The 8,008-nt window shown below is 58.7% G+C and carries 7 protein-coding genes; 6 read left to right on the plus strand and 1 reads right to left on the minus strand.

Annotated features, from left to right (window positions below; all coding sequences use genetic code 11):
• From KBY85_RS15105 to KBY85_RS15125, 5 genes are all read left to right on the plus strand, one after another.
• Positions 1-844 (plus strand): hypothetical protein (locus KBY85_RS15105; protein ID WP_254962288.1); only part of this gene is annotated, 844 nt, incomplete at its 5' end.
• A 241-nt stretch (positions 845-1,085) separates the two neighbouring features.
• Positions 1,086-3,584 (plus strand): ligase-associated DNA damage response DEXH box helicase, encoded by a 2,499-nt coding sequence (locus KBY85_RS15110; RefSeq protein ID WP_254962293.1) that lies wholly within the window; start codon positions 1,086-1,088, stop codon positions 3,582-3,584.
• Between the two features lie 260 nt (positions 3,585-3,844).
• Entirely contained in the window at positions 3,845-4,276 is a 432-nt protein-coding gene (locus tag KBY85_RS15115) for a PAS domain S-box protein (RefSeq protein ID WP_254962289.1), read from the plus strand.
• 496 nt (positions 4,277-4,772) lie between these two features.
• A complete protein-coding gene (locus KBY85_RS15120; RefSeq protein ID WP_254962290.1) occupies positions 4,773-6,815 on the plus strand; it encodes a CHASE domain-containing protein in 2,043 nt (680 codons plus the stop codon).
• A 58-nt stretch (positions 6,816-6,873) separates the two neighbouring features.
• Positions 6,874-7,062 carry a gamma-glutamylcyclotransferase gene (locus tag KBY85_RS15125; RefSeq protein ID WP_254962291.1) on the plus strand — a complete coding sequence of 63 codons (189 nt, stop codon included), beginning with the start codon at positions 6,874-6,876 and terminating at the stop codon, positions 7,060-7,062.
• A gap of 254 nt (positions 7,063-7,316) precedes the next feature.
• On the opposite strand, the gene KBY85_RS15130 is transcribed toward KBY85_RS15125, so the two are convergent.
• Entirely contained in the window at positions 7,317-7,751 is a 435-nt protein-coding gene (locus KBY85_RS15130; protein ID WP_254962292.1) for a cupin domain-containing protein, read from the minus strand.
• 121 nt (positions 7,752-7,872) lie between these two features.
• Here KBY85_RS15130 and KBY85_RS16115 point away from each other — a divergent pair.
• Positions 7,873-8,008, plus strand: a 136-nt coding sequence (locus KBY85_RS16115) for a hypothetical protein (RefSeq protein ID WP_396121900.1), incomplete at its 3' end; no start/stop codon positions are given.

Raw genomic sequence — 8,008 nt, forward strand, 5'->3', positions numbered from 1 at the left:
CGCTATGAGAGATGACAAAGGAGCCATCGTTAAAATTACCTTTAACGGCTCTTACGCATCCGATAACAACCCTGGTGCTGGCTGGGTAGCCATCGCTGCTGCACCTACTGAGAATGGCAACTATCACCTCTACTGGGAAAACAAAGCTAATCCCAACAGCAACTTTGCCCGTTGGGAAGTCAGCAGCTCAGGATCCTATCGCGACGGCAAAATTCTATCGGAATCTGAGTTGAACCTCGATGAGCTCAATCTCCAAGAAGATTTAAACGATGATAAGCGCATCGGCCCATTCCAAAAAGTCGAAGGAACAATCAACCCGGACAACCTGACCGCTAACCCAGAACAGCCATTCCAGGTTCTCTACGGAAGGCAAGCAAAAGACCTGCTGACAAGTAGCAGCCAAAATAGCCTCGGCCTCGACTTCCTGATTGGAGGCCCTGGTGATGATTCCTACAAAGTCCCTGGTGGCACCAGTGCTCTCATTGTAGAGCAGGGCAACGACCCCCTGGATGAACTTATAGCAGCAAGTATCAACACTTCTCGCAGCAAGTTTGCCACCCTAGAGAAAGGCAGACATCTTGGCATCTTTGATCAGACTTCTGACACTTCTCTGTTAATTTATGATTGGCAGAAACAATCCAATCGCATTGAAGTATTCAGCATGCAGGACAGGGCGTACACCTTTGATCAATTCAAACAGGCCGTGATACCCGCGGGTCAAGGACTGCCAGATCTCACCTGGGGTCAATGGGATCAACAATTCGGTATCGGTCACATCAGTCACATTGGACTGGCCGAGGGCATCACGCTCACCAAATTAGCTGAAACCTACTCGACGCTCTGATGTTGATGACGCCGCTCCAAGCAACTGTGCAACGCGTAGGGGCTCAAACCCCTTTCTGTAGATAGCTGACTTATCCAATCAACAACAATAGATACGGCAGTAGTAACTATTAGGCAAGAATGATTTTCCCATAGGAGTCACGCTATGTCTTGGTGGCTAATTCTGGGCAGATGCATCCAGGATCTGGGTACTTGGCATAACCATCCCCCCCTGGTGGTTAGGTTTCCTTTATGAACTGGTGATCGCGGTGAGCCAGGCCAGGCGATCGAATCTCCCCAGCCCGCTGCTGGCCCCGATCGAAGCCTGGTTTGAGCTTCAGGGCTGGACGCCCTTGTCCTTTCAGCGCCAGTGCTGGCAGGCCTATCTGGCCGGAGAGAGCGGCCTGATCCAGGTGCCCACTGGCTCGGGCAAAACCTATGCCGCCGTGATGGGTCCGATCGCGGAGCTGCTGGCCGAGCCCAGCCCCGGCCTACGCCTGCTCTATCTCACGCCCCTGCGGGCCCTGAGCCGGGATCTGGCCCTGGCGATCCAGCAGCCAATCGAGGCGATGGGCTGGCCGCTGCGGGTGGGCATCCGCAATGGCGACACCTCCAGCTACGAGCGCGGCAAGCAACTGCGCAGCACGCCCGAAATCCTGATCACCACGCCGGAATCGCTCAGCCTGCTGCTGGCCAACCCCAAGGCCCCTGCCCTATTTGCTGGTCTTCAGGCGGTGGTGCTGGATGAGTGGCACGAGTTGATGGGCAGCAAACGCGGCAGCCAAACCGAGCTCTGCCTGAGCTGGCTGCGCAGCCAGCAGCCGGGCCTGCGCACCTGGGCGATCAGCGCCACGATCGGCAATCTCGAAGAGGCCGCCCGCAGCGCCCTGGGTGCCGCCAGCGAACCTCGCCTGATCACCGCACCGATTGCCCGGGCAACGGAGATCCGTAGCCTGCTGCCCGAGACGATCGACGGCTTTCCCTGGGCCGGCCACCTCGGCCTGCGCCGCTATGAAGATCTGGTGGCGGCCCTGGAGCCCGGCGTCTCCACCCTGCTGTTCACCAACACCCGCAACCAGGCCGAGCGCTGGCACCAGTGCCTCCGCTACGCCTGCCCGGAGATGGAACACGCGTTAGCGCTCCACCACAGCGCCATCGACCGGGCCGAGCGCGAAGCGATCGAAGCTGGGGTGAAAGCAGGAGCCCTGCGCTGGGTTGTGTGCACCAGCTCCCTCGATCTGGGCGTGGATTTCCAGCCGGTGGAACGCGTGGTGCAGATCGGCTCTGCCAAAAATGTGGCCCGGCTGCTGCAGCGAGCTGGCCGCAGCGCCCACCTCCCCGGCGGCACCTCCCAGGTGTTGTTCATGCCCACCCACGCCTTAGAGCTGCTGGAGCTGAGCGCCCTGCGGCGGGGCCTAAGCGAGGGGCTGGTAGAGGCGCGCCGACCACCGACGGCACCGATCGACGTGCTGCTGCAGCACCTCACCAGCCTGGCCTGCGGCCCGGGATTCGAACCGGAGCAGGCACTGGCAACGGTCCGCACCGCCTGGAGCTACCGCCAGCTCAGCGATAGCGACTGGCAGTGGTGCCTGCGCTTCCTCGAGCACGGCGGCGACTGCCTTGGTGCCTATCCGCGCTACCGCAAGCTCGAGCGCGAGGGCGATCTCTATCTGGTGAAGGAAAAGGCGATCGCCCGAATGCATCGCCTGCACATCGGCACCATCACCGCCGATCGGGCCGTAACCGTGCGCTTTGTGCGCGGCGCCGTGCTCGGCCATGTGGAAGAGGCCTTCATCGGCCGGCTCAAGGCCGGCGATGTGTTCTTCTTTGCCGGCCGGCAGCTGGAGTTTGTGCGGCTGCGGGAGATGACGGCCCAGGTGAAGGCCAGCTCCAAAAAGAGCAGCACCGTGCCCGCCTGGTCTGGCGGCCAGATGGCCCTTTCCGACCTGCTCAGCCAGCACCTGCGCGCCGAAGTGGATCGTTGCGCCCGCGCCCTGGCGGGGGACGCCAAGCTCGATAGCCCCGAACTTATGGCCCTGGAGCCCCTGCTTCAGCGCCAGGTGCAGCTCTCAAGGCTGCCAAGGCAACACGAATTACTGGTGGAGGTGTGTAACAGCCGTGAGGGCAGCCACCTCTATGCCTATCCATTTGATGGGCGCTTTGTACACGAGGGCCTGGGTTTTCTCTGGGCCTGGCGCCTGGCCCGCCACCAGCCCAGCACGATCACGGTGTCGGTAAACGACTACGGCTTTGAACTGCTTGCGCCAAAAAACTATCCATTTGAAGAGTTATTTGAGCTACACGCCGAAGAACTGCTCGACGCCACGAATCTCAAGGACGACTTGGAGCAAGCAATCAACCTCTCAGAGCTATGCCGGAGGCGTTTCCGCGCCATTGCCCAGATCAGCGGCTTGGTGCTGAACGGCTACCCCGGCCAGTCCAAATCCGGCGGTCAACTGCAGATCAGTGCCGCCCTGCTTTTTGATGTGTTCAGCCGCCACGAACCTGCCAACCGCCTCCTGGCCCAGGCCAGATCGGAAGTGCTCACCGATCAGCTGGATCTGCCCCGGATCACCCTGGCCTTGCAACGGCTGCAGCGATGCAGTTTGCAGCTGGAGCGCACCGCCCGGCCCGGCCCGCTGGCCTTTCCCTTGCTGGCGGAGCGGCTAAACAACCGCATGAGTAATGAGTCGCTGCTGCAGCGCCTGCAACGGTTGCTTCAGGACGCTAAACGTGCCGAAGGGACTATCACCAGGGCCTAAAAAGCATAAGACTTCAACTATACCGCACCTATTGCTGACAGGCTCCCGGAGCGGAGCCACACCCAACACTTGATCGTATTTTTATGCAAAAAGTGCATAAAGGTGAATCATGAGCGGCCAGGAACTGCGGACAAGAAATCTCGGCGAAGTCCGGGCAAAATCCCTACCCTGGGCAAGCGATTATGCTAGGCTTTTATGCCCTGGCTGACCTGATCGCGAAACCCTGTATAATAATCAATAAAACTTTCTACCTCTCCGTTATGTCGCACGCTGAAGCGCTTTCCGGCAAATCTCCTAACGGGAACAGTGGCAAACCCCCAGCAGAGATAAGCATTGAGGCACTACAGAACAGCGATCGCCCCTACGTACTGGCCGATGACCTTGGGCAGGTCGTGGCAATCAACGCGGCTTTTCAAAGCACCTACGGCTGGACTGAGGATCAATTGCGTGGCCAGTCGCTCAGTTTGATTCTTCCGGGATCCTTTCAGATGTCCCACCAGCTGGGCTTCTCCCGGTTCCAAGCCACGGAGCAATCCACGATTCTGGCCCATCCACTGCGGCTCAAGACCGTCTGTGCCGACGGCTCGGAAGTGGTGTCGGAGCATTTCATCCTCGGTGAGAAACGAGAGAGCGGCTGGGTGTTCGGCGCCACCCTCACGCCGCTGCCGGACTGTGTCGAAATCGATGCCTGATGACACGCTGATCAGGGAGCTCCGCCGCACCCTCGGCCGAATGGATTCGGCCCTGGGGGAGATCAGTGAAGCGCTAGTACTGATAAATGAAGCTGGTGAGATCCAGTGGTCCAACGCCTCCTTTGATGACCTAGTGGGGAGTTCGAGACTGGCTATTCTCGGGCTAGATCTCTATACAATTTTACCTCTGAATATCGTTGGCATGCCGATGCTGACCATGGATCAGGTCCGAGGAGGAGTCCATAAGAGGGGCCGCATCATCTCAATCATTAGACGGGATCCAGTCCATGCCCTCGAGGTGGAGTGGTGGCCGGTCACTACTGAAGAGCCTAATCCGCTACTTTTTGTCTTCCGTGACATCAGCGATCGCATCTCGCTGGATGAGCTGCAGGAGAGAATTACTCGTACTGAACAGTATTGGGTAGAAACGAATGAGTTTCTACCCAACCACCTGCTGCCCACCAGCCGGTTGAAATCTTGGCTGAATCCCTGGAGAATGACCTGGAAAACAGCAACCAAAATCACAACGCTTCCGTGGATCGTTTTGGCAAGTGGACTGCTGATTACTACAGGCATTAGCGAAAAGGCGCTCCGCTTAGGCGTCCAGGAACATCTGAGGATCGAAAACAATCTTCTCGACAATGTGGTGGACGCCATTCAGGCCAAGCTAGAGATCGATATTGCCATTCTCGGCTCACTAACAGGTCTATTGAATGCCTCTAATCAAGTAAACAGCGACCAATTTAACACCTTTTACGAATCCGTGATTATCCACACGCGAGAACCGCAAGGCGTACAAGGAATCGGTTTCGCGCGCTGGATTCCGGCGACGGAACTGACAACCTTTGAAAGCAGAATCCGAACCGAGAGGTTCCCAGACTTTTCCGTGCACCCCCCAGGCCCGCGCCAGAGTTACAGCGCCATTGAGCTTCTCGAGCCCTTTGATGGGCGCAACCAGAGGTCTTTTGGATACGACATGTACTCCGAACCAATCCGTCGTGAAGCGATGCAGCGGGCAGCGGAATCAGGCCGCGCTGCCCTGAGCGGCAAGGTGCTCCTGGTTCAGGAAACCGAACAGGACCCGCAGCAAGGAGCATTGATCTATTTACCGGTGTATGCCGATAAGGGACTACCGACTCAAGCAAACAAGCGCCGTCTGGTGGGCTGGACCTATACAGAACTGCGCCTGAAAGATCTGGTAAGGACTGCCCTGGACACGGTTGACAACGTCAATCTCAATGGCAGCGCAGTGCTTATTTTCGACGGCAACCAACCCCTCGCGTCCAACCTCCTCTTCGGCAACCAGAAACTCCTGCGCCGCAATCAACTTCGCCATTCCTCCTACGAGCGCCTCAACTTCGCCGGCCGTACCTGGCTTGTGGGGGTGCAGCTCTCACCCCTGCTTGTCGGACCAAATGGGATCAGTGCCTCCCTCTGGTTCAACCTCCTGCTTGGTAGCGGCGGCAGCGTGATCGCCGCCCTGATCACCCGAATCCTGGTCAACAACCATCTGGTCACCAAAGAGGCCCTGGCGATCAGCGAAAAATCCGGCCGGGAACAGGCCCTGGCCACGACCGTTTTCGAGGAGAGCGGCCAGGCCATCGTGGTGAGCAATCCTGAGGGCCGCATCGTGCAGGCCAACAGCTCCTTCAGCCAGCTCAGCGGCTACAGGATTTCAGAAATCAAAGGTCAGCGCACCAGCCTGCTCAAATCCGGTCGCCATGACGCCCTCTTCTACAAGGCGATGTGGGATGAACTGCTCCAGAAGGGCTTCTGGGAGGGTGACGTCTGGAATCGGCTGCGCAGCGGTGAGGTCCGTCGCCATCACCTCAGCATCTCCACCGTGCGGGATGAACATCTCCAAACCCGCTACTACGTGGGCATGCTGCAGGACGTGACCGAGCGTCATCAGGCCGAGGAAGCGGTCCGCTTCATGGCCCAGCACGACACCCTCACGGGCCTGGCCAACCGCGCCATGCTCATGGAGCAACTGGAGCGCCAGCTGGCTCTGGCCAAGCGCCATGGCCATGGCGTGGCCCTGCTCTACCTCGATCTCGATGGCTTCAAGCCCGTCAATGACCGCTTCGGCCACAACATAGGCGATCAGGTGCTGCAGATCGTGGCGGAGCGGTTTCGCAAGATCATCCGCGACGGCGACCTGCTCTGCCGCCAGGGCGGCGATGAATTCGTGGTGCTCGTGCCGGAAGCGGGGAACACCGATGAGCTGATCAGCATGGGCTGGAAATTGGTGGAGGTCAGCCGGCAGCCTTACAGCACGCTCGACCCTGCAATCGCCATCTCGGCCAGCGTGGGCATCGCCCGTTACCCCGAGCATGGAAACACATGCGAACAGCTCCTGACGGCTGCCGACAATGCCATGTATGCCGCCAAGCGCGCCAAAGGAAACGCCATGAAGCTCAGCACTGGCCACCAGCCCGTGGCAGAACCAGCCTCAGACCTGCTCGAGCCGCTTGACGATCACGGCCATCAGCACCAGGGAGCCAGCCAGGGCGATCAACAGGGCGATGGCCATGGCTGAGTCAGAAGCATCAACTTCGACTATCACCTGCTAAGGCAGCGGGATGGCGGGGCTGGGAATGACGACCGTTTTCATCTACGGCAGCCTCAAGCGGGGCCAGCCGAACCACCACAGGCTGGCGAGTGCCACCAGCCTGGGTGAGGGCCAATTCGAGGGAGTGCAGCTGTTCGACCTGGGGCCCTTCCCGATGACCGTTCGCCATCCAGGGGAGCCCGCTTCCCCAGGGTCCAAGGCTCTGCAGGGGTAGCTGTACCGGGTGACCCAGGCCACCTTGAGGCAGCTGGATCGCCTCGAAGGCACCCTGGGCCTGCGAAATAGACGCTGCGCCTTGGTCTACCTGGGTCGGCCTGCCCAGGTGCGCCACCCCCCTGATCGTTTAAGCGACTGTTGCGGTCCCCGCAACCCTGGCGGGCACTCCGCAGGGGCACATAAACCGTGAGGCGAGAGCGCACTGGGCTTTCCAGAACGTACCCAGGTTCTATCGATCTTGATCATCCTCTCTCAAACAACTCCGAACGGATTGGAGGCCACCTGGATCAACATGATCACCGCAGGTTCCGAGCCCACAGCACCAGAAAGATGACCTCTACGACCTTCAATAAGTCGGCAATTCTGATCAGCACCAAACGATATCTCGCCAGGCCCCATCTCGACCCTCACCCCATCCATCGTTGTCACAAACCAGCGCCCCACAATTGGCACGATCCACTGAGGCACAGGGTTTTCATGCCATTCATACTCTTGACCAGGCACCAGTGATAAAAACACAACACCGGTTGCATCATCGCGAGAACCAGACTGCCAAACACTTGCCATTCCCTGGATAAATGTGATCAGCTTAAAATCATCCAACCACTCCTTCTTTTGATGACTCACCCCTTGATGATCACACCAGACGTGCCAAACATGAAATCCAGGATTAACTTCGCTCAGCATGGACTAAAAGCTTTGCTAATCCAATCTTAGCGGCAGACTTTTCTCATTCAGTTCCTCCTACGGCAGCCGAGCGCGCCGAAGGCCCCATGGCTAGCGTTTGATTGTTGTCAGGAATACCGCCGTGAGGGTAGATCCCCGGATCCTGATGGCCAACAACGCCTTCACCCAGCTCACCGGCTACCGCATTAGTGAAATCAAAGGGCAGGGGGCCAACCTGCTCAAATCCGGCCGGCATGACAACGCCTTTTACAAGCGGA

Origin of the sequence: Cyanobium sp. BA5m-10, assembly GCF_024346255.1 — a bacterium.
Classification (GTDB): domain Bacteria; phylum Cyanobacteriota; class Cyanobacteriia; order PCC-6307; family Cyanobiaceae; genus Cyanobium_A; species Cyanobium_A usitatum.

Excerpts from the sequence above, each read along its gene's own strand:
- KBY85_RS15130 (WP_254962292.1), bottom strand. The coding sequence starts at position 7,751 with ATGCTGAGCGAAGTTAATCCTGGATTTCATGTTTGGCACGTCTGGTGT.
- KBY85_RS15115 (WP_254962289.1), top strand. The coding sequence starts at position 3,845 with ATGTCGCACGCTGAAGCGCTTTCCGGCAAATCTCCTAACGGGAACAGT.
- KBY85_RS15125 (WP_254962291.1), top strand. The coding sequence starts at position 6,874 with ATGACGACCGTTTTCATCTACGGCAGCCTCAAGCGGGGCCAGCCGAAC.
- KBY85_RS15120 (WP_254962290.1), top strand. The coding sequence starts at position 4,773 with ATGACCTGGAAAACAGCAACCAAAATCACAACGCTTCCGTGGATCGTT.